Here is a 20,964-nt window from a genome sequence, read left to right on the forward strand (position 1 = left end):
CGTTGGTAAATCAACGCTTGATGAAAGCCATAGACCGAAAGTTTTTGGAATGTCCATTTTATGGAGTGGAACGCATGACTGATTATCTGCGCGGCCTTGAAAGGTCTAATCCGCTGGATTCAACAAAAATTTCGTTGAAATTGGAACAGTCGATGATGCCAATACCGCCGGATGGTTTCAATTCATCATCGTCTTCCAGTACTAATCTGTACTCAAAGTCTTCGATATTAGAAATGCCTTTCTGGTCAAAGTGCTTTTGAATACGGTGTTTGTACTTGTCGTAATTTTCATTCGGCACGAAATCACCGCCAACTACGCCCATGCTTTCATCAATGACCGAAAAGTCAGCCTTCCCAATTTTCTCAGCCCCTATGTATACAAATGCTTTCACTGCTATGCCGCTTTTTGATATTTCTTGATACCATTCTTTTTTATCCAGTTCGATAAGGTAGCCTCTGTGATTCGGTAACGGTCTGCAATGTACTTCTGACTCGAACCACTAAGCAGCAATGCTTCGATCTCAGGCCTGAACTGATCAAGTTTACTTTTACCGGGGCCAGTGGGCCTACCTAATTTTATCCCGGATAATTTCTTAGCCGCCAGTGACTCTTTCGTCCTTTTACTGATCAGGTCTCTTTCAATTTCTGATGCCATGGCAAAAACCATTGCCATGACTTTACTCTGGATCGAGTCGTCAAGTTGCCATGCTCCCTTCACGGTATAGATCCGAATTCCTTTCTGCATTGCGATAGAGATGATCTCCATCACTTCAAGCATAGATCTGCCAAGTCTTGAAAATTCACTAAGTAGAATCACATCACCTTTTTTCAGCTCATTCAGGATCGGACCGATTTTGCGGTTGCGCCACAAAACCTTCCCGGAAACCTTTTCCTGGACAAACTCTACTTTTCCCAAATTCTTCTCATTAGCCAGGTGCAATATGTCGGCTTTGTTCTTTTCAAGGTCTTGGTCCAAGGTAGAGACACGTAAATAGGCAATATTCCGGGGCATTCTTGGGCAATTAGATGAAAACCTGATTGTGGTTATTATTTTATAATAATAATATCGTAATATTAACACCTTTTTTCTAAATTATTCTTATCATTTATATGAACCTGTTCCGGACAATTATGAAATAAAATGCTGTCTGAACCATAGAATAAGGGGTTAAATTAAAAGATTGTACAAAAAGCATAACGACATCATCGCCTCTTTTTCAAAAAGCCTTTAATATCAACACCACTATACTTTAAAATCTTGTAAAGTGTAGGTTGGCTTTTTATTTTGAACATCTCTCGAATTTCATCCGTACTCCGGCTGTTCTTCTCGTATATCTCTTTGACTTCCGGGGCAATTTTGCGATAGCGCTCGCTTAACCCTTCTGGCCTGCCCCCGGATCTGCCCCTTGCCCGGGCCGACTCTAGGCCTGCTTTTGTACGCTCGCGGATAATGTTACGCTCATGTTCAGCTAACACGCACATGAACTGAAAAAATAAATTGCCCGTCGCCGTACTGGTGTCGATGGATTCAGAAAGTGATTTGAGATTCACTCCCTTATTTTTTAATTCTTCAATCAGCTCAATGAGCTTAATAGTACTTCTTCCAAGCCGGTCCAGCTTCCATATTACAATAGTGTCACCAGGTCGGGCATATTCCATCAATTTTTCAAAGTTAGGCTTGGTAGTCTTTACTCCGGAGACTTTATCGGTGAAGACCTGCTTGCATCCTTCTTTCGTTAGGGCGTCGAGTTGAAGGTCCAGATTTTGTTCTAGGGTAGAGACCCTGGCGTATCCTAATTTGATCATTTTATGTACGAAACTTAATGAAATCAAATATATTACATTTAGTTTAATTACATGACAATATAAATAATGAAATTGTCGAGAATTAGTTGATTTTGGATTATGTAAAAATACGTTCGTTTAACTACATACCTGATGGGCCTGGAATCAGATCTTCAATCTATACTTCAGGACTCTTTTGCACGAAAATTTTCGCTTTTGACAATTTCTTTTACATCGCCTGCTGCATAGAATTGAGCGTCCTTAGTAATAAATTGAAATGGTATGCCCACAGTGTCATAAAAAATCAGGGACAGACCGTCTGATATGAGTGGCAAGTTGATTATCACAATCGTCAAACTTAAATACAAAAAGGCTTTTTTTAGTAGTCTCAACCGTGTCACAACCATTATCAAACAAATATCATATCTTTCCAGAAGGCCCGTATGCCAATTGCCGCATCGATCAGCAGGCTAGCGCCAATCATGAGTACACCTACCAAATACATAGCCGTCACCAATTATACGGAGATTTTCGGAACTCCATTGCCAGCGGACGGCCTGACCTTTGTGCGGTCATATCCAACCGAATTGTTGTTAGTGAAGCTTTCGCAGCTTAATGCGATTCTTTTTCAGCAAACGGAACATTCCGAGCAAACCTTGCGCAGTTTGCAAACACTATTTCCTGGCAGGGATGTATCACTGATCCTGAAGCTCGGGATTTTGAATCGAGCGTCTATTTCGCTTCCGCCTCTCTAAGCGTGCTTATCAAAGCTTGCCTTGAAAACTTCGTTCCCGTTGACCATGAAGAACCCGTTCTGATCTCCAATCTGGGACTCAACCTGTTCAAGACAATCCTAATTTTTAATGAGAATTACTTCCGAAGCGATATCAATGTCAAAGGAGACAGTTTTGAAGGCATCTTCAGACTGGACTTGCAACAGCAGCGCTACATCAGGTCAAATATCTACCAGAAGTTGTTCACCATGGTAAAATTTGGTTTTGCTGCCAAGTTTATATCATCCGCACAGGACCTGAAAAAGGAATGCCGTGAATTTTGTGCTTATTACCAGCTGGGCACTCCCTGGACCTTTGGCAGATTTTTCCTGGATATTCTCCAAACAATCCTGCATGAGGGGAAAGAGACAAAGCATGTGCTTGACATAACGGGTTTGCCAGCCAGTATCGTTTCGGAATTTTCAGTTGACAAAACACGATTGGGAGGGCAAGGGTCTCTTTCAGTCAACATGGACATCGTTCCCAAACCATTTTATCTTATAGGAACAGACGCGATCATACTTGACTACAATTTTTTCCACTACGCTATTGACCAGGGATTTTTCTTTCTGTTTTTTCTTCGAAGCTCACTTTCCGACCGTAAGCGTTTTAACAGTTACAATGCATACCAAGGACATATCGGCTATCATTTCTTTGAGCAATACTTGGTGAGAGAGTACCTAAAAAAATATTCTTCCGCAAGCATCAGAATTTGATAAGTAGCGAAAAGTATGGCGACTTTATTATCAAAGCATCTGAGCACAAGATCCTTGTTATCGAAGTGAAAAGCTGCACAGTCCATGGCAAAATTCTCGAGCAAATGGATTTCCAAGCATTCTGCGATGTAATTCATCAAAATTTTGTCGCTCCTAAGACATCAGGCGCGAAAGGCAAAGGCTTGTGGCAAATTGTCAGGCAGATCGACAACCTCTCAGACACAGATCCGGAACTGCGGCAGCAATTGAAAGTTGAAAATCAACATAGGCTTTCGGTCTATCCGATCATTATATACGGGGATCAGAATTTTGATATCAGCGGTGTTAACCGGTATGTCAACGATCATTTTGAACCGATGATTGCCAGACATCGTACAACACTGGAATCCGTAAGGCCGGTCACAATGATTAACGTTAATGAGCTTATCAAGTATTTTGCGCTGCTTAAAAGCAAGCCAAATCAGCTATGCATATTGATCGATGAGTACCATGCATACCTAGCTAAGAACAGAAGAAAGTATGACCGCGAGGGCTATTTACACGATCATTATTTATCCAACAGATCATTTGCGTCCTATCTACAGGGAAAGCTAAAAGGCGACCATTTTGCCATTAATTTATCTGTAATGAAGAAGGACTTTGACTTGAACATCAGGACACCGGAGTAGGCGTTCCAGCGATAACAAGATTGGTACTTTTCAAAGAACTAATGTATCTTGTAACCGACAATAAACCTTACCTCTTATTACTTATTTATGACAGAAAGTATCCTGTTGTATAACTTCTGTTTGTTAAATAGGGTCTATTTGGGGCTATCAAGTGCTCCTATCGAGTGTTCATTTATGCTGAAAGATGCGATTCTTGTGGGCACATTCCAGCCGCCTATTCCCAAATCTTATACAGAAACGCTATATCCACGCTCTTTGAAATAGCTGTCAAGCGTGCTTACTAATCCTTTCGGATCGGCAAGTGCTACAAAAGTATCTGGCCGCAGCAAATAAGTTGCATCCTGCTCAAAACCTACTTTCTTATGCCCAGCTTGCCATGCAAAAACGTGGAGAGGCATTTTATGCTGATCGCACCAGAATTGGAGCTCCGTACTCGGCTTACCATAGACATGTACCTGCCAGCCGATTGTTTTGAGTGACTCATAATTATCCGAACCAGAAACTGGTACCCATGGCAACCGGTCCCCGCCTTGTACAGTCCCTGCCTTACCTGCACTTAATGGACTGTCGTGATAATTTAACATCGTTTGGGAAACCACGCGGAACATATATTCACGAGTGTTTTCCAATTTGTATGCAACACTTGCAAAAGTTGGAACTATGCGGGTTCTAACAAAGTCGGCGAAGCTGCCTTCGGCTGTCGCAAAAGTAAATAAGCGGTCAGTGGTCTCTACAAGTTTATGAGCGAATGCCTTACGCTCAATTTCATAGCTGTCAAGCAAGCTGTCCGACGCTTGCCCCTTTACTACCGCCGTGAGTTTCCATGCCAGATTTACTGCATCCAAAATCCCTGTATTCATGCCTTGACCGCCTGCTGGACTGTGAATATGTGCCGCGTCTCCGAGCAAGAAAACACGGCCACGCCGGAATTGATCAGTGACGCGGTGGTGAACACGGTAAGTAGAAAACCAATTTACCTTGTTTATCTTAACATGAAGGCTGTCGATAGCCTCTTGGCTAACATCTTCAATTGTTAGGCTTTCGGGATGCTCGGCGCGTTCATCTCGGACAGTACCGATCAGTCGGTAGTGGTCACCATCACCGTAGGACATCATCAAAACAAATTGTGACTTATCGAAGGCGATGTGGGCTTCTCCGGCAGGATCAACGCCAGTCGCTGAGACATCTGCGACGTAAAAGAGCTGCTTGTAAGTACCGCCCTCGAACCCGCTTCCAATTTGGTGCCGAATAGGTGAGTGTGCACCATCGCATCCTGCTAGGTAAAGGGCTATGCAGGTTTCTTCTTGCCCATCCTTATGCCTCAAAATAGCGATAACCTGATCTCCCTTGTCCTGAAAAGACAATAGCTCGGTGTGCCTTTCAATTTCCACTCCCAAAGCTTTTAAGCGATCCAGCAAAAATCGTTCGTGTCGGTCTTGGGGATAGACCAGTACAAAAGGATATGGCGATATATCCTGGCCAGCATCAACCAACTTGATCTGAGCTTTACGTTTGCCTCGTGCCCACATATTCATGGCTGGGGTCTTGTAACCACCTGCAACGACATCTTCGGCCATCCCAAGTTGCTGGTACAATTCCAGTGTACGGGCTTGAACTGCCATGGCGCGCGTAGTCTCGCCAGGCCCACCGCTCTTGTCAATAATCCTAACTTTGAGACCTTGCTTAGTAAGCCATAGGGCGAGAGCCAAGCCAGTTGGACCTGCGCCAACAATGAGAGTTTCTGTTTGAGTCATTTGAGATCCTGTTTATACTAATGACTTGTGAGTCATGAACGGTGATAAATCAGTAAGCTTAATATTAAGAAAGCCGTACAGCGAAACAAATATTGGAGGCGCACGAAACCGGGCGTATTTTGAGATTTGGATTATGTGCCTACGATGACGTATTGTAGCAATAGCCCAATGCTAGGTGTGTGAGGTTTTGTACTACTAAGATCTAAGTAAAGGATCAATAACCTGTGAAAAAGGTAGTATTGAATAATGCGCCTTTCTGTGCCATTAGGATAGGTAATATTATACAAGAGTTAACTTGTAGACATAACGTTCAAAGCGACTCTTACTTCTTATAACTGAAAACGGTGTTTCCACGTTTTTTGAGTGTCAATGTACCCTGATGCTCTGTAAGTTCATAAGTTGGGTTGCTGTATTTCATGCCAGAAGCCATACTATCCTGCTTTAATTCAATGCTCTCGCCTTGCCAGACTAGTGTAGCAGTTTGTTTTTTATTGTTGAACGTCATGACTAATAACATTCCTTCCTGGTTAGTAATCGTATCCCGAATGATTTCTTGTGTTACTTCTGTTTGAGTAGCTGGCTGCTCATGGGTCTTCTCATTTTTCTGGCAGGAGCACAGAAGTGAACTTATTAGTATGCGGGAAATGAAAAGTATTGACTTCATTTTGTCAGTTTGTGTTTAAAAATGTTGAGTCGCTGTGGTCAAAAGATGTATAACGGATCCGGTGCGGTGCTTCTGACTGGTCTCCCAACACAAATTATGGCTGGCCGAACCTTCTAAATAACTCTATGTTCAAATCAATCATCAACAGTTACTCAATGTTAGCAACGAACAGCTTATGCAGATAAGACAACAAACTCTTGCTATTGAAGCCTACCCCACACCAGCTGATGTGTCCATCAGGTCTGATCAGCCAACTGGCTTCATCTTGTGAAGAATACGTATTTGCAAAGGATCCTTCTGGATCGTATACCCAGGCAATATCAGAAACAGGATGGATATCCATCACCTGAGGCTTAGAAGTGATGGCTACAATCCGCAGGTATAACCCAATTTCTTCACCAAACTCGGTTCCCAGACTTTGCGCTAAGAAGCGCAGCTTGTCCAAACAATGCTGCGTAGGGTCTCGCACGTCAATCAACAATACATGCGCTGTGCCCTTCAATAAATAATACAACCGGAATGGATAGCCGATTCCCTGCCGCCGTAAACCAGGGCAATCAGGAGCCCGGTCCCCAGGTCTCAGATCTGAGCGCCAGCCCTCATTTACAAGAGGGTTAACCCAGGGGCTGGTCCGATAAGAAATCAAGAGCTGGGTATCCGCCAGCCGGTCATTTTTAAAGCCAGCCGGACCAGTGTTCATTGAGGCCCGAAGGGATCTCTCAATAACTTTTTCTCCTTCTTCTCGTCGTTCAATAGTATAACTCTCTAACAAACTTTTCGGAGATCTTCCTTTTAAAACAAGGGCCAGCTTCCAGGCCAGATTATATGCATCCTGGATGCCCGTATTCATTCCCTGGCCACCAGTTGGGGGTTGGATATGAGCAGCGTCTCCGGCTAGAAATACGTTAGTTGCATGATAGGAGCTGGCCAGGCGCATACTGATCCGGAAAATAGACGACCAGCGAAGATCGCTCAACCGGACAGGTTCACCCACCAACTCATCAGCCTTTGTTTGAAATAGGTCCAGACCAGGTGCCGGCCGCTCAGATTGGATTCCATGGTCATTACCTTCCTGTGTTGGTTTATCAGAAGCGGGGGCTAACATGGAGACCCGGTACCGACTAGGCTCAGGCAAAGGGACTGCCACAAAAAAATCAGGCGCTGCCTTAATAGCGGGATGGATTGATTGGAATGAATACCCTTGAGGCAGTGCCCAGTCAATATGCACATCGCCCAACATAAATTCAAAGGGCATCATTTCACCTTCAAAAGCAATCCCTGCAGCCTTACGAACAAAGCTATGTGCCCCATCACAGCCAATTACGTATGGGAACTGGGTTTCTTGGGTTTTTCCATCCTTCGATTCCAACAGAACAGAAACCGCTTCATCGTCCTGCGTTAGTGCTTTGAGGGTAAGCCCACGTTCCACTAAAATACCCAGCGACTGTAAATGTTGGGTCAGGATGCGCTCGATTACGGGCTGTGGAATATTCAGGTAAGAATGCGAATACGGAAAATCTCCCAATTCCTCGGTATAATCCTGAGCGGGTCCACCGGCGTAGGCGACCCGGCGTCCGCTGATCCAAATTCCAGCATCAACCGCATTGCGCAGGATCCCCATGTCTTCGAAGACTTCAAGGGTCCTGGCTGTAATGCTTAGTGCCCGGCAATAAGGCAATGGCTCGTTAAGGGTGTCAATAATCCGGCAACGCACACGGTGCCTGGCCAGCTCGGCAGCCATAACCAAGCCCACAGGGCCTGCACCTACTATAAGGACAGAATGCATCATAATTGGGCATCCTCAATATTTTTCCTAACGTCCTTGGTGGCGTCTTTGAACTCTTTAATGCCTTTACCTAAACCCCGGGCAAGTTCAGGAATCTTTTTCGCCCCAAACAACAACAACAGGGCTAGCAACAAAAAAATCATTTCCTGGCCGCCCAGGCCCATAAAAGCTAAAATGCTTGCAGAAATCATGGTTCTTCTAATTGAAATGGATAAAGAAAACTTGAAACTTAAAATCAGGACAAGCGACTACCAATTATGCCCAGCACAAGTTGGTTTATAGGTTCTTTTATATTTTGCACTAATTAAGCCTAAACTGCATTAGCGGAATCCAACCTTCGCATCACTGTTATGATGGTTTACATGGAATTATTCGGAAATGGCATCAATAACCGATTGCGGAAACTGAAATGCGTCCTTAAAATAAGCCATGACATGTTGATACTTAGCCTCTTTAAAAAAAGTACCCGAATCGTCAGGATATACATTCGCCCTGCCCTGGAAGATAAACTCCCGCTCCGGAGCAATTCGCTGGTAGTTTTTTGAATCAATAACAAGTTTTAGCGCATCAAACGCTAACTGGTCTTTGAGGGGTAAGTGAAAACCCTTTGTACCACCAGGATTGAAGGGAGGGGCATCTTTATAGATCGACGGAATTTTTGCGAACATATCTTTCTGCCAACTATGAACAACAATGTCATTGCCGTTGATGACTGAGTGGTAGCCAGCACCAAATTGCTGAGCGGCATACAGGGCAAACTCCTTGTTGCCAGGCGTCGGGCCGGCAATCGGATATACACTGACATCAATGTTTGCATAACCCATCTGCTGCTTCCACTCAATAAATTTGAGGGCCATCAGCGGTGACAAAGCTCCGCCAAGGCTGTGGCCTGTAAAGGCGACTTCGGCAGGACCCATATCACTGAGTGTGCTTAGAAATTCTATTAGCGTTTTTCCGGTAACAGGATCGGTCATCGAGTTAAGGATATTAAAGCCCAGCGCACTGCCGGCGCTGATTTTTCCACTATTGGGAACGCCCCAGTCCTTTTCGCTGATTACATTAAAGTCTTCTGATAGCGCCCCTTTTCGCGATACCGCGTTCGTTCCCGCTATTGCCACCACATAAATAGGTTTGTCCGTCTGCATATCGGTGCCTTTGGCCACATACATCGTATTGTCGGTGACGAAACTGTCGGCCGCGGTGGTTGTGGATTTTTTTATGCTGTTGGAAATGGCTGGTCCCCAAACGACCTTCCAGTCGGTGCCAATGAAGGCCCTGACATCGGCGTTGCTTTGCAAAGCAGCATTGATCCTTAGCGTATTCTTGCTTAGCTCCTGCTGAGATCCAGCTACCAGATCATAGTTGACATCCGAGAGCATACATAGCAGTGCAATTCGTTTGTGGATATTGCTTGGAGGCATACTTTCATCCACGTCCGGCAGCAGATTGTGGTCGCTACATGCCGCGAGTGTGATGACTCCCAGAAGGACAATTGCGATAAACCGACATATTTTTTTCATGATTTTAACCAAGAGGAATTATTGCGTAAAGACTAATTTGCCTATTGTATTCAGGATCAGGATCCGTTTACCTTAGAGTGTAAAGCCTGAAAGCGCTCTGTATCCATCTCACCTTTTATAGTAGTCATTATCTGCTCAAAGGCTTCGTTTGAGGCCGTTGCTTTCAAGCCTGAAAGCATCCCTACATTTTCCGCTTCACGTTGCGCGGGAATAATATATTTCAGCCAAAGAAGCAGCAATGGAAACTCAAAGCTTCGCATCAATGAAATTCGATGTTCGATGAGCTCTTCATCGGTAAAGTGTTGCTGTAATAACAATTCGGTCACCGTTTCTTCTTCAAAAATGTGTTCCAGATATTGGCTTTGAAACCGGGAGGCGTTCAGATAAAACAAATGAATCTCATCCCAGGATTCGTTACCGGTGAAACCTAAAAGCTGCTGTTGAAGCGCTTGTTGGATAAGTTCGAGTCGTTGGTGGTCGCGGCTGTCATGCTCGGATGCCCCCTTGGCTCGCTCTTCCAAATGCTTCAATGTATGTTCATTCTCGGAGTGTGCATGATGATTCAGGAGCGTGAACATCTCATGCCCCAGGTCTTTAAGTTGTCTGAGTTGGCAGGGATTGACAAAGTCTATCGAGCCTAAGAAAAGCGTGAATCTGGCTATAACGTTTCGAAGCCCTTTATGAGGTGCGGCAAATGATTTTATTTGTGCCATTTTCATATATTATATATAGATAAAAATTAGGCTCCCAGTACAGATTTAAAAGGCGTCATCAACGTCATTATCTAAGTCTGTTCACTTTAATAAATTATGAAACGTACTTGGAGTATCGATAAATAAATGGCCCGGGAAAGCCACCAGGCCATCTATTTAATCAGCATCTTGGCTTAAGACTATCTAGGCTATCCTGCGATTTCATCAGCACGTTTCTTAACAGAGGCCCAGAACGCCTTGCGGGCCGCTTCCAGTTCTTTTGTGATTGAACCAGCCGAAATTCCAAATTGTGGGAAGGCTTTATGAAAATCAGCGGCTGGTCTCTCTGTCGGGCTTTTTACATATAGGGTACTAATCGCCCTCAAGGTTGCTGCTGGTGATTGCCAGTACATAAATCCAAACACCGCACAATCGGCGCCGCCTAGGACCTTATTGGCTCCATGAATATAGATACTTGACAAAGCTTCACCAGGATAACCAAAGAGCTGCGTGTCGTCATATATGTTGTTGTATGCGTTTTTAACCCCGCCAAGTACATTTGTAGTTGAATTGTCATTGTACTGAAATTGCATTCCAGAGGGAAAAGGGCCTAAGATGCCATTATTGTTTTGATATTGAGCAGTCAAGACGCGAACCTTAGTGATTGGGTTGCTGGGCGATGGGTTAAATGTGTATTCCTTAGATGGGCTCCCTCCGGCCACTTTACCGCCCTCCTGAACCCCCATCCGCGGCGTTATTGAAACGGCACCCTTTCCAGTGTAGGTTAACTGAACCGCATCAACCCGATCACTAGCCCAAAGGGTTATGTTACTTGGTAGTAGCGTGGTTGTTTCTATATTGATGGGGTTACCGTTGGTGCTCCAATCACAAGAACCATAAGGGTCCGAGTATATTTCGCGTGTTAACAACGGACTCGTTCCATCAGGGTATTGGGTAACATCAAAATAAGGCCAGGTCTGCATGAAGTCAAGCACCGTTAACGTCATCTGGCGGTCATACGTGTTGATTGATTTAAAGGGCTCGTTCAGATGGTCATTTCTCTTCGTTTTAGATACCACATCAACTCTGCCGATATTATTATAGGTTTCAGCGGCATATTTGACAAAACTAGTGATAGCCGTTTGCAAGTCTATAATATCTTGCTGATGGTCACCATCGCTTCTACCCCAGCTTTGTCCAAACTTTACCCCATCACGTAATAAGCTCAGGTACAAGGTCGCAAACTGCCCAAATAAGGGCAACAGTGGTACTTCGTTGCCTGCTGATTGAAAGTGCGGAAGAGCATTCACAAAGTGACTTCTTGTCTCCATCCACTGCGACCTGATATCACTTGGTGTACCGTTTTTGAGTTCATTCATATAAAGGGTTAACACATTTTTTAACCCTTCCAGATCCTCGGATACCGTCTGATACTTATCAGCAGCGATTTTTTGGTCAATTAATGCTTCAACCTGGGCTTTGATTTGGTCCCATACGTTTGGCTTATCAACGGGCCATAAAATATCGACTAGGGCGCTAAGAATCTCACCGGCCACCGGTATCATGTTAAGCCCAGTCATGACGGCAATTTTTGAGTCGTCATTCCAACTGAAATTATCCCCATAATCATCCCCTAAAAGCGGAAGAAGGACAGACGGGCTGTCGGGATTTGGGATGTCGTGGTCTTTCAAACTGCAGCTTTGCAGCATCCCGGATAAAACAAGTACACCTCCGGCTCCAAGTGCTGAGAGTTTTAAAAACTGTCTGCGATTCTGTAAAACATTTGTTAAAGACATAAGTAAATGATTTAAATAGTTAAAAAATGGATATGTTGAAATTATTTAGGTAAGTCCATATGTGTTTGTTCATGTATTAAGCTTCTCAGGCTTTGTCCTGATGTGATGCCTGCCACTCTTCTTCGGGTGAAAAGTTACTGCCCTGACGGCTGGGTAACAGATCCATCCAGCACACTTATGTGATTGAACTGCTTGACAAAACTACTAGCGGATAAAGCCTTGTTGGGAGCACAAATTGGCCATTTTGCTTGCACTATTTGGCCAATTTGTATTTCACGGCCTATTTTGCCGAATTTTCAGTTTATGTTAGATGGTAAACCAGGGACTTGATAAGACCTAGTAGGTTTCTGTAATCGTAACTCACTGGCTGCCAGATGCGTATTTATAAAAGTGTCACAGGCAAATGCAGCGAGGACCTGTGACTCAGTCATCTTTTCATGGCTACCAGCTTGAACTGCACATCAATGCCTGGTTTGATATACATGCCGTCGGCTGCATTTTCATCGCTTGCATAATCCATCCCCCAAAGCGTGCGATCTATGCTTGTTTCACCTGTCACTTCCAATTGATTCCCCTGTAATTTTATTTGCACTGGAAAATTTACCGACCGAGTTTTTCCCAGTATTGTAAGATCACCTGATGCATGATAAATATGGGAAGTATCTTTATCTGGAATCATAGAAGTAATCTTAAAGCTTATTTCAGGATAGGCGACCATGTTGAAAAAATCCTCGCTTTGCAAGTGATGGATAAGCTGGTGTTTAAGCTCGTCTGTGGGCAGATTAATATTAACAAGTGAAGCAAGTGGCAGACTCACTTGTCCACCCGTTATCTGCCATGGCTCTGTCACAAACAGTTTTCCTGCAACATTAATAGTGCCATTGTTGCCACTACCGTCCTTCAAATAGCCCTTCCACTCCATAGCAGAAGCATTCTGGTCCAGGATATACTGCTGCTGTTGGTGGTCTTTCTGGCAAGCCATCAGAGAGCAAATAAGCAGAAGAGATAAACAAAAGTGACGGACGAATAATAAATTGTTTTTCATAATCATTGGTTTTTAAGGGCCTATTCTATTGGAATGGAATTATGGTGCAAAAAAAGTATTCAGTTGATATTAGGTAAAGCAGGTAAGATCTTGAAAGCCTTAGGCTAGGTAGTTACATTACCTGGATTGGCAGTTATGGAAGTGTTTTACCATTTTCAGTTAAGGGGTGAAGTGTGCTATTAAGTGGCTTTGCGGGCCTTCGATACGCCAATTTGGCCCAAAGCCATTCCACAGGCCCCTGTTCATGCCGGCTTAACCATAAATGGCTGAAAATAAGCTGAAAAGCATAAATAGCCGTTATGATCACAAATGATTTCAGGAGCGTCAGGTGTCCGCCCAAACCGAGGCCATAACCATAAAAGCAGATCATACATAGCAGCGTTTGCAGCAGGTAATTGGTCAGCGCCATTCGTCCTACCTGCCCCACCCAAACGGTCCAGCCCTGTAAGTACTTTCTGGTATAAAGGCTGATTTCAAATACATAAATTAATGCCAGCAGGGGCGCGCCAAGCAGATAAGTCACGTTCAGAATTTGCATTTGGTCGCCCGGCAAATCCATCGGCCAGGCAAACATACCCAGCGCAAGTAAAGTATTTAACCCATTGAGCAACATAGCTAAAGGAAAGATCACTAGTAATAGCAAAGACAATTGAAGCCGGAATTGATCCAGGCGTTCGAGCAAGCCCAGCTTCCCCGCTGCCAACCCTAGCAATACCAGCAGCTCCTGGTATAGAATTGGGCTCATGTACTGCTGAAAGATGCTGGCGTAACGCATGCGAAACAGGGGGATTTGCTCCTGCAAAACTTCGATATAAGACCCTAGTTGCCAGACATCGGTCATTTTCATAGCGGGCAGGTCCGAGCTAGCCAGATCCACACTAAATGGATAAGCTGTTGCCAGAAAGGGTGTTAATGTAAATATAGACATCAGGAAAACTACTCCAAGCAAACCTGCTGCCCATACTATCAACGTTTTGGCAGACTGCTTAACAAAGTACAATAATGTAAACCCAAGCAAGGCATACTGATGAAGCGAATCACCAAACCAGAATCCAAAGGCGTGTATAATTCCAACAACAAACAAAACGCAAAGCCCCCGAAAGATAACCCAGTTGGCATCTACTGCCTTCTGTTGGAGGGTCTGCCAACACCGATAAAATGCTAGTCCAAATAACAAGCTGACAAGGGGATATACAGGCCCTTGCACCAAGAGATGCAAAAAGAAACGGACTGGTATATACGTATGAGGTTTGTCCAGGTGGGCTTGATAAACCTGATTGGAATTAAGCCAGGCAAATAGCGAATATGTTTGGGAATTAACCAGTAAAAGTCCGAGCAGCGCCAAACCCTGAATTACGTCCAGCATCTGGATCCGGCTGCCTGGATGGGATGTTAACACAGGCATAGACAACCTTTGGTAAAATAATTAATAACTCGGCTCTCATTGCGTTCTTGCCATCGCAAAAAACAAAAAGACACATTAGGTATAGTTAAACAAATTCTCATCTTAGGTATGGCAATGAAAAGATCTCAGAAAACCTTTCTGGGGCAACCAGGTAAATAACAATTCCATCGTGCTCAGATATGATCAAACTGCCCGACAAAAGTACCAGCTAACAGGGGCTACCCGGTAGCACATTTTGGCCATCTTACTTGCATAAATTGGCCAATTTGATTGTTTGAGGTCTTTTTTTAGTGTTTTAATTTTTTAAACACAATGCAACACGTAATGGAAACCATGTTTTATGTTTATGAAATTCATAATGTCAATCTCGCTGCATAGCAGGGAAAATGACGGCCTTGTGCTTAAACTTTACTTTCCCACAGGCTATTTCGAGATAAATACTGCCAGGCAATAATGCGGGCAAGTTGGCAGAAACGGTTACTTAGCCAAGTCTATTTTGGGCTTTTAGATAAGCAGAAGGTGTAACATCAAAATGTGCCTTAAAGGACCGGGAAAAATAAGTTAGCCCTTCAAAGCCTGCTTTCTCAGCTGCTTCGGTAATCGAGCAACCCTGCTGGAGAAACAGAGCTGCCTTCCGTAGCCTGTATGTACGCATCAGCTCAACGGCATTGCTGCCCGTGAGTGCCCCTAGCTTTCGGTTAAGGGTTCGCTGACTGACGGCCAGATCATCGGCCAGTTGTTCAATGCTATATGCTGGATTAGGGTACTGCTGGTCGAGCATTTGATAGAACTTGAGCAAAAACGGATCATCAGCCACCGGTCCTGGTAGCGCCGTAGCGGCTGGATCCAGCTGGGTACTATGCTGCTGCCAAAACTGCCGCAGTTGCTGCTGGTGCTGAATCAAGTTGGCAATCCGCAATAACAGTTCGATGGCATTAAATGGTTTTGTCAAATAGTCATTCGCCCCTTTCGTTAGCCCCCGAATACGGGCGTCGCTCATGGTTTTTGCCGTGAGCATGATAACAGCAATATGTGCAGTTAAAGGGGTGGTCTTGATACGCTCCACCAGTTGAAAGCCATCCATCACTGGCATCATCACATCAGAAATAACCAGATCAGGTAGCTGGGTCAAACAAAGCTGCCAACCTTGCGCCCCATCTGCTGCCGTTAGCACCCGGTATCGATGAGTCAGCTCCTGGACCATAAACTCACGCAATTCTTCATTATCTTCTACGACCAGCACTAATGCAGCTTCTTGCCCGGCCGGTTCAGCTTGGGGTTGCCCAGCAGGTTTAACAACTTCGGAGTGCCACTGAGCGCTCACTGGTACCAAAGATGCCAGATCCTCTGATGATTCCCATACTGGAAGGGTGACCGTAAATGCTGCGCCGCTGCCAGGTTGGCTTTCTGCATGTACCTGACCACCCATGAGGCTCGTCAGCTCGGCCACCAGAAACAGGCCAATACCCGTTCCTGTGCCCAAGCTTACCTGGGCGTCTGTGCCTTGAAAGAACCGGTCAAAAATTCGGGGCAGCTGCTCAGTAGCAATTCCGACCCCAGAGTCAACAACCTGTAAAGTGAACATCGGCTCCGGTGAAGATTTCTGCTTATGAAGGCTCACACGGATGTATCCGCCTTCTGGCGTAAACCTGAGTGAATTGGCCAGCAGGTTGTAACCAATTGTTTCCAGCTTCTGGGCGTCAAAAAGGCAATCAGCTGGTAGCCCGGTAGACTCATAAGTTAACGTTATGCCTTTCCGTTCGGCCCGAAGCTGAAAGGAATCCACCAGATCCTGAAAAAAAGTAGATAAGTTTCCCTTGGACTTGACAATGCCCAGATGTCCGGCTTCGAGCTTGGCCAGATCTAATAATTGATTGATCAGCCGCAGCATCCGGCGCGCATTGCGATGCATGACACCGTACTGCTGCTGTAAGTTACTTTGAGAGGGAAGCACCTGGGATGTCAGCAGCCGTTCCAGTGGATTGATAATCAGAGTCAATGGCGTGCGGAACTCATGAGTGATGTTGGTAAAAAAGCGCGTCTGCCAGTCCGCATTCTCCTTGATGAGCTGCGCTTCCTGTTCTTTGAGCCGCATCTGCTGCCCGAGCTCTGCCCGGTTGATACGGTAGCGAATATAGGCGCGGACCAGCCCGGCCAGTAAAAGCACGTAAAGGCCATAAGCCCAAGCCGTTTGCCACCAGGGTGGATCCATAATGATATGAAGCCTTTTGACCAGCGGACTCCACCGGCCACTGGCATCAGCTGCATTAACCCGAAATTCGTATTGGCCCGGATCTAACTGCGTGTAGTTAGCCACGTTCTGCGAGCCGGCATACACCCACTCGCGATCAAAGCCAACCAGTTGATACCGGTAACGCAGGCTACTGGGCTTATTATATTGCAAACCAGCAAATTCGAGACTCAAAAAGTTTTGCTCGGGGTTCAGATGAAGGCTGGTGGTGGCATTAAGCGGAAGGGTGAGCGGTGAATCCTGTTGACCGGCTTCCACCGCAACATGATTGATCTTAAGTGAAGTTAAGACGGTTGGAACCGGACTGGAGGGCCGGTCTTTAACGGCTGCCGGATTAAAGGTCGACATGCCTGTTAAACCACCGAAAGCCAACCGCCCGTCGGGCAACTGGACACCTAAAAATGGTTTAAAAGCAACGTCTAAAAGCCCGTCAGCCTTTGTAAAATACCGCAATTGACCGCTACGGGGATCCATACGGCCAATACCATTCAGGGAGCTAAACCAGAGATAACCCTGCCGATCAAAAAGCAGTGTATAGATTGTGGCATTCGGCAGCCCTTGCTTTTGGGTCCACTTTTTAAATTTCATCGTGCGTGTATCCAGTCGGCAAAGACCTTCCTGAGTACCTACCCAGAGCATATAAGTAGTATTAGGGTCAGCGGCCAAACACCAGACCCGGTTGTTTATTAGAGAAGTAGAATCCTTTGCCTTGTAGCGCAGATGATGCATAATGCGCCGGGTAGTTGGATCGAAGGCATATAATCCATTCAGCTCCGAGCCTATCCAAATCCATTTTGCCAGCGGCTGGATATCGCTGACCTTATCATTGGGCAGGGGAAATTCGTCCAGTACATTTCCTAAGGAATCGGTTTTAAGTAAACTTTGGTAGTTATTCATCATCCAAACGGTTCCATCCCCCATCAGTCGCAAGCCATTACCTTCCCGGTGCTCAGGGCTCTTACTTGTATCAGCAATAGCCAGTAGCGATTGCAACTTGTGTCCCAAATGATCCACGCGCAGTAAATTGTAGCGGTCATCAAAACGGGCACTGACGTAGGCAGCAGAGCCGCCCCAACGCAATCTGTAAGGGATATCATATGAGCTCGCCCAATTAGGCGCTGGCAACCCCAGCTCCCTGGTTAGCACATCATGTACAAAATTTACCTGATACAGGCGGGTATGTATGGGCAGCGAGTGTAAATCAAGCTGCTGCACGCCATCGCCGTTAGTGCCTACCCATAATACGCCTGATCTGTCGACAAGCAAGGCATGGAAATAATTTTGGTAATCAATCCGGCCAGCTGTCCAAAGGAGTGTGATGCGATCGTCTGGTGTAAGCTTGTAGACGCTCATCCCGTAGGTAAAATATACATTACCGTCTACACCGGCATGCATAATGCCCACTTTGGTATCAATTGCATGGGGAAAGCGGATCGAGCGGAACCGCCCTGTTTGTGGGTTATAACCAATAAGTTGACGCACACCCCCGATCAGTAGTTCGCCGGTTTCTCTACGGATAATCGGCGTTTCAAGGTAATTGTGAACAGTTCCATGTTCGACGATGGCCGGATTAAGTAGCTGGGTATATCGTTTTGAACGGGAATCAAAGCGCACCAGCCCACCCGGATGAGGTGCATAAAAAGACCCCTGGGTGTCACCTGCGAACGAATTACCAAAGGTTACGCCTTTGGCCAGAGTGACCGATGCCGGAAAGGGATAATCAGTAAATTTAGCGGAACGGGGCTCAAACTGGATAAACCGGTTGGCCCGCCGGCCCCACAAGTATTTTTTGTCGGCCGTCAGGATAACCTGGGGCATGATGGCAGGCTGACTTGCCAGCTCTGACTGGCTCATTATGTTGCCGAATTCTTCGGATATTGGATTGAACCACTGAAAGCCATTATTTTCCAGTTGAATCAGAATCGTACTATCGGAAACTGGACTTAAGGATAAGACAATGTTACTAGCCAGAGACCTGTTCCCATGAGGCTGGTGGCGAAAGGTTTTAACGCTCCGTCCGTCGTATCTAGCCAGTCCATTGCGTGTGGCAATCCAAATGAAACCCACTTTGTCCTGCACCAGTCCTGTTACATAATAGTCAGGCAGGCCTTCCTGGATGCTGAGCCCTCGATTGGTAAAGGGTTGGGCCAGCAAGCCGTAGCTGCTAAAAAGTAATAAAAAGATATATCGAAGGAAAGTTTTCACATCAACCAAGTCGAAATTAAACATAACAATGTTGGCTTGGAAAACCAAACTAATCATACAAATCGCCTGGTTTCAAATGATTAGATCCAAATGAATTGCATTTAATTACCGTACTGATTTAAATAAATTCCCCAATTATTCCAGGTGGTTAGCTGCTCCGTCACTCATCAACGAACATCTTAATGCTGCACGTTTGTAAATGGGTTACAGGGATTATTTCATGGCTATTAGGAATAGCAGTTTGTCTACTACACAACTCAATGTTTTAAAGACAAGCAGCGTCATAAATCCGTAAAGCTATTAATTGTGTAATGAATGAGTACCTTTGGTTTTACCTAGACCCATAACGGAGCAATAAGCTAACCTAAAAAATGCAGCCCGATATCATCGTTTATTTTGCTGATGATGATGTGGATGATCGCTTTTTAATCAAAGAAGCAATCAACCAGGTCGATGAGCAGATTACTATCATTGAGGCTGAAAATGGGAAGGATTTGCTTGCAATGATCCAGACACAAGAAGGCCAAAACATTACGCTAATCATCCTAGATATGAATATGCCGTTGATGAATGGCGTTGAAACTGCGTTAGCAATCAGGCAAAACCCATCTTTTTCACAAGTACCCATTGTCATGGTCTCTACAACCTCAAATACCTCCCTGATTGAGCAAGCCTATCAAGCAGGGATCTCCCGCTACTTTACCAAACCTTCCACATTTGAAGGCATTATTGCCCTGGCTGGACAATTGCGGGACGAATTCATTTTATAGCCTAGATACGCCCAAGTTTGTGCTGTCAGCATAATCAGAATAGTAACTTTCGACAAAGTAAAGGCATGCGCTTTAAGCTGGATATTGGGCGGGTACAGAATTTGTACATACGACTCGTACGTATATAGGCAAGTTCAATAAAAAACATATGGGAAATAAAGGGCTATTTGTAATGATCGATGATGACACCGATGATCACGAAATTTTTGAAATGGCATTACAGGAGCTCAAAAAGCCCGTTCAATGTCTTTTTTTTCCAGACTGCGAATCTGCACTTGCACATTTTAGTAGCAAATCTGTAACGCCTCCAGGCTATGTGTTTATAGACATAAACTTGCCCAGGATTGATGGCGGACAGTGTTTAGAACAGTTGCAAAGTTAAGGGAGTTTGATAGCCCCTGTATCATTATTTACTCCACATCTATACCCGAAGAATGGAAACCCAGGCTAGAGCAAATAGGGGTAGATAAATTTATTCAGAAAACCGGATCAATAGAATCCTTGGTTGATAAAATCGAAAACCTGATCAGGAGTTAGAAGGTTGTAACAGCAAATACAAGACTTTTAAGTAAAGTAAGAGTTAACGTATACTTGAATCGTTCAACCGTACTACACAAATATTCTAGAAGCTTCTTTTGAGCATGTTAGCAAACAAAATGGTAGGTTAGCGGCATTTCATTCTAACCACAGTTTGAGTGAACCCGGCTGTGCATAACGAGATTAGGATAATTGCAGATTGTGTGAAATCCGTTCTTTTTAGAACATAGATAATATGGTGAATCGATTCATAGCTAGCCTTGGCGCCACACTATACATGAGCAAAAAAATATAACGAAGCAGATCTGTGAGCAGCTTGAAATCGTAGCAAGGTAACGCTATAATTACTTACGGCATGAAGGGGCTGAAGTTGAAGGTTGAATAAGAGTTCCTTTCTGCAGCTAAGAGATATGAATCGAATTGGTCTCTCATTCGACTGCAATTATTACGATTTAAACGAACGTTTATTTTATATCGAATTCACTCGCGTTCACGACCAAAACGCTTAACACTTGAATCTATAGGGGAGAAACGGAGGTAGATGACCTTTCAGACTTATTGTTATTCTTGTAACTCACACTTTACATAATGGCTTTAT

At 44.7% G+C, this 20,964-nt stretch carries 18 protein-coding genes; 5 read left to right on the forward strand and 13 right to left on the reverse strand.

The features are described from left to right. Positions 1-82 precede the first annotated feature (82 nt). From G395_RS30615 to G395_RS0126340, 3 genes are all read right to left on the reverse strand, one after another. Positions 83-391, reverse strand: coding sequence for a hypothetical protein (locus tag G395_RS30615; protein WP_051350429.1), 309 nt, complete (start codon positions 389-391; stop codon positions 83-85). A 2-nt stretch (positions 392-393) separates the two neighbouring features. Further along, entirely contained in the window at positions 394-1,011 is a 618-nt protein-coding gene (locus tag G395_RS0126335; protein WP_026632754.1) for a recombinase family protein, read from the reverse strand. A gap of 191 nt (positions 1,012-1,202) precedes the next feature. Then, a complete protein-coding gene (locus G395_RS0126340) occupies positions 1,203-1,805 on the reverse strand; it encodes a recombinase family protein (protein ID WP_229204303.1) in 603 nt (200 codons plus the stop codon). 461 nt (positions 1,806-2,266) lie between these two features. On the opposite strand from G395_RS0126340, the gene G395_RS0126350 reads away from it, so the two are divergent. The 3 genes from G395_RS0126350 to G395_RS0126360 all read left to right on the forward strand — a co-directional run bounded on the left by G395_RS0126350 (position 2,267) and on the right by G395_RS0126360 (position 3,941). After that, complete coding sequence (locus G395_RS0126350; RefSeq protein WP_157486838.1) at positions 2,267-2,539, forward strand: hypothetical protein; 273 nt, start codon at positions 2,267-2,269, stop codon at positions 2,537-2,539. 2 nt (positions 2,540-2,541) lie between these two features. Beyond that, the gene (locus G395_RS0126355; protein WP_026632758.1) at positions 2,542-3,273 is read left to right on the forward strand and encodes a hypothetical protein; all 732 of its coding nucleotides are present in this window, start codon (positions 2,542-2,544) and stop codon (positions 3,271-3,273) included. A gap of 104 nt (positions 3,274-3,377) precedes the next feature. Then, positions 3,378-3,941, forward strand: coding sequence for a hypothetical protein (locus tag G395_RS0126360; protein WP_169720095.1), 564 nt, complete (start codon positions 3,378-3,380; stop codon positions 3,939-3,941). A gap of 227 nt (positions 3,942-4,168) precedes the next feature. On the opposite strand, the gene G395_RS0126365 is transcribed toward G395_RS0126360, so the two are convergent. The 10 genes from G395_RS0126365 to G395_RS31430 form a co-directional block, all read right to left on the reverse strand. Continuing rightward, a complete protein-coding gene (locus G395_RS0126365) occupies positions 4,169-5,695 on the reverse strand; it encodes an FAD-dependent monooxygenase (protein WP_026632760.1) in 1,527 nt (508 codons plus the stop codon). Between the two features lie 322 nt (positions 5,696-6,017). Next, a complete protein-coding gene (locus tag G395_RS0126370) occupies positions 6,018-6,359 on the reverse strand; it encodes an MliC family protein (RefSeq protein ID WP_026632761.1) in 342 nt (113 codons plus the stop codon). A gap of 148 nt (positions 6,360-6,507) precedes the next feature. Further along, the gene (locus tag G395_RS0126375) at positions 6,508-8,148 is read right to left on the reverse strand and encodes an FAD-dependent monooxygenase (protein WP_035362147.1); all 1,641 of its coding nucleotides are present in this window, start codon (positions 8,146-8,148) and stop codon (positions 6,508-6,510) included. Beyond that, entirely contained in the window at positions 8,145-8,336 is a 192-nt protein-coding gene (locus G395_RS0126380) for a Sec-independent protein translocase subunit TatA/TatB (protein WP_026632763.1), read from the reverse strand. Before G395_RS0126380 ends, G395_RS0126375 begins: the two co-directional genes overlap by 4 nt. A 177-nt stretch (positions 8,337-8,513) precedes the next feature. Continuing rightward, the gene (locus G395_RS0126385) at positions 8,514-9,665 is read right to left on the reverse strand and encodes a lipase family protein (RefSeq protein ID WP_026632764.1); all 1,152 of its coding nucleotides are present in this window, start codon (positions 9,663-9,665) and stop codon (positions 8,514-8,516) included. A 56-nt stretch (positions 9,666-9,721) separates the two neighbouring features. After that, entirely contained in the window at positions 9,722-10,378 is a 657-nt protein-coding gene (locus G395_RS0126390) for a hemerythrin domain-containing protein (RefSeq protein WP_157486839.1), read from the reverse strand. A 188-nt stretch (positions 10,379-10,566) separates the two neighbouring features. After that, complete coding sequence (locus G395_RS0126395) at positions 10,567-12,153, reverse strand: insecticidal delta-endotoxin domain-containing protein (RefSeq protein ID WP_026632766.1); 1,587 nt, start codon at positions 12,151-12,153, stop codon at positions 10,567-10,569. A 427-nt stretch (positions 12,154-12,580) separates the two neighbouring features. Next, a complete protein-coding gene (locus G395_RS0126400; RefSeq protein ID WP_026632767.1) occupies positions 12,581-13,198 on the reverse strand; it encodes a YceI family protein in 618 nt (205 codons plus the stop codon). Positions 13,199-13,331: 133 nt separating this feature from the next. Further along, positions 13,332-14,543 (reverse strand): DUF418 domain-containing protein, encoded by a 1,212-nt coding sequence (locus tag G395_RS0126405; RefSeq protein WP_169720096.1) that lies wholly within the window; start codon positions 14,541-14,543, stop codon positions 13,332-13,334. A gap of 541 nt (positions 14,544-15,084) precedes the next feature. Next, positions 15,085-19,083, reverse strand: a complete 3,999-nt coding sequence (locus G395_RS31430) for a hybrid sensor histidine kinase/response regulator transcription factor (RefSeq protein ID WP_169720097.1) — start codon at positions 19,081-19,083, stop codon at positions 15,085-15,087. A gap of 347 nt (positions 19,084-19,430) precedes the next feature. Between G395_RS31430 and G395_RS30625 the strand changes: the two genes are divergently transcribed. After that, on the forward strand, positions 19,431-19,829 hold the full coding sequence (locus tag G395_RS30625) for a response regulator (RefSeq protein WP_035362150.1): 399 nt from the start codon (positions 19,431-19,433) through the stop codon (positions 19,827-19,829). A gap of 148 nt (positions 19,830-19,977) precedes the next feature. Continuing rightward, positions 19,978-20,211, forward strand: coding sequence for a response regulator (locus G395_RS0126425; protein ID WP_084439901.1), 234 nt, complete (start codon positions 19,978-19,980; stop codon positions 20,209-20,211). Positions 20,212-20,964: the final 753 nt, after the last annotated feature.

The organism is Dyadobacter alkalitolerans DSM 23607, assembly GCF_000428845.1.
Classification (GTDB): Bacteria; Bacteroidota; Bacteroidia; order Cytophagales; family Spirosomataceae; genus Dyadobacter; species Dyadobacter alkalitolerans.

Excerpts from the sequence above, each read along its gene's own strand:
- G395_RS0126335 (WP_026632754.1), bottom strand. The coding sequence starts at position 1,011 with ATGCCCCGGAATATTGCCTATTTACGTGTCTCTACCTTGGACCAAGAC.
- G395_RS0126340 (WP_229204303.1), bottom strand. The coding sequence starts at position 1,805 with ATGATCAAATTAGGATACGCCAGGGTCTCTACCCTAGAACAAAATCTG.
- G395_RS0126350 (WP_157486838.1), top strand. The coding sequence starts at position 2,267 with ATGAGTACACCTACCAAATACATAGCCGTCACCAATTATACGGAGATT.
- G395_RS0126360 (WP_169720095.1), top strand. The coding sequence starts at position 3,378 with ATGGATTTCCAAGCATTCTGCGATGTAATTCATCAAAATTTTGTCGCT.
- G395_RS0126365 (WP_026632760.1), bottom strand. The coding sequence starts at position 5,695 with ATGACTCAAACAGAAACTCTCATTGTTGGCGCAGGTCCAACTGGCTTG.
- G395_RS0126370 (WP_026632761.1), bottom strand. The coding sequence starts at position 6,359 with ATGAAGTCAATACTTTTCATTTCCCGCATACTAATAAGTTCACTTCTG.
- G395_RS0126375 (WP_035362147.1), bottom strand. The coding sequence starts at position 8,148 with ATGATGCATTCTGTCCTTATAGTAGGTGCAGGCCCTGTGGGCTTGGTT.
- G395_RS0126380 (WP_026632763.1), bottom strand. The coding sequence starts at position 8,336 with ATGATTTCTGCAAGCATTTTAGCTTTTATGGGCCTGGGCGGCCAGGAA.
- G395_RS0126385 (WP_026632764.1), bottom strand. The coding sequence starts at position 9,665 with ATGAAAAAAATATGTCGGTTTATCGCAATTGTCCTTCTGGGAGTCATC.
- G395_RS0126390 (WP_157486839.1), bottom strand. The coding sequence starts at position 10,378 with ATGGCACAAATAAAATCATTTGCCGCACCTCATAAAGGGCTTCGAAAC.
- G395_RS0126395 (WP_026632766.1), bottom strand. The coding sequence starts at position 12,153 with ATGTCTTTAACAAATGTTTTACAGAATCGCAGACAGTTTTTAAAACTC.
- G395_RS0126400 (WP_026632767.1), bottom strand. The coding sequence starts at position 13,198 with ATGAAAAACAATTTATTATTCGTCCGTCACTTTTGTTTATCTCTTCTG.
- G395_RS31430 (WP_169720097.1), bottom strand. The coding sequence starts at position 19,083 with ATGTTTAATTTCGACTTGGTTGATGTGAAAACTTTCCTTCGATATATC.
- G395_RS30625 (WP_035362150.1), top strand. The coding sequence starts at position 19,431 with ATGCAGCCCGATATCATCGTTTATTTTGCTGATGATGATGTGGATGAT.
- G395_RS0126425 (WP_084439901.1), top strand. The coding sequence starts at position 19,978 with ATGGGAAATAAAGGGCTATTTGTAATGATCGATGATGACACCGATGAT.